The organism is Bradyrhizobium sp. Unk1, from assembly GCF_059512345.1.
Genome location: NZ_JCAMOP010000189.1, coordinates 1 through 1,082, shown reverse-complemented (window position 1 = coordinate 1,082; position 1,082 = coordinate 1). Strand labels below are relative to the sequence as shown.

General features: G+C 64.0%; 1 protein-coding gene. It reads left to right on the top strand.

Features of this window, described 5'->3' with window-relative positions; genetic code table 11:
• Positions 1–16 precede the first annotated feature (16 nt).
• The coding region (locus tag AC5ZFO_RS48025) for a glycosyltransferase family 4 protein (protein ID WP_282525914.1) at positions 17–1,082 on the top strand (1,066 nt) is incomplete at its 3' end.

Genomic DNA, 1,082 nt, shown 5'->3' with positions numbered 1-1,082 from the left:
GGGGGATTAGGCGCCGATGCGCATCGCCCAGCTCGCCCCCTTGGCCGAAAGCGTCCCTCCAAAGCTTTATGGCGGCACAGAGCGGGTGATCGCCTGGCTGGTGGACGAACTGGTCGAGCTCGGACACGACGTCACCCTCTTTGCAAGCGGCGACTCACGCACAAACGGCAAGCTTCATCCCGTGTGGCCGCGCGCGCTGCGTCTGGGGCGAAGGGGCGCGGATCCGAGCGCCGCCAGCGCTCTGCTCATCGAAGCAATCGCGAAGCGCGCGGGCGACTTCGACGTGATCCACTCACACATCGACTGGCTGCCGCTTCCGGTGCTGCGCCGGACCGGCGTGCCGTTTCTCACGACCATGCACGGCCGGTTAGACCTGCCAGGACTATCCGATGTCGTCCGGGAGTATGCCGAAGCCGGCTTCGTTTCGATTTCCGACCATCAGCGCCAACCGCTACGGGATGCGAAGTGGATCGGCACAATCCTCCACGGGCTGCCGACGCGCTCGTTTCAGGCGTCTTGCGAACCGGGATCATATCTGGCCTTTCTTGGCCGCCTGACGGCGGAGAAAGGTCCTGAGGACGCTATCCGCATCGCGCGTGCTGCTGGGAGGCCGCTGCGCATCGCCGCCAAGATACCCCGTGCCGAGACTGCCTACTTCAAGAAACGGCTTGAACCTCACATCGACGGCAAGAGCGTCCAGCTCGTCGGCGAGGTCGACGACTCCAGGAAGCAGCCGTTCCTCGCCGGCGCTGCCGCCTTGTTGTTCCCCATTAATTGGCCGGAGCCGTTCGGTCTCGTCATGATAGAGGCGATGGCGTGTGGGACGCCGGTGATCGCCTATCGCTCGGGCTCGGTGCCGGAGATCGTCGAGCACGGCGTCACGGGCTTCATCGTCGAGGACGAGGCGCAAGCCATCAAGGCGGTGAACGAATTGGACCGGCTGGACAGACGGAAAGTGCGCGCCCGGTTCGAGGAGCGCTTTTCCGCGAAACGAATGGCAAAAGAGTACGAAAGCCAATATCGGAAGCTGATCGCTCCTGCAGAGGGCGCCGAACGGGAATGCGCTCTGCAACTGCCACGAT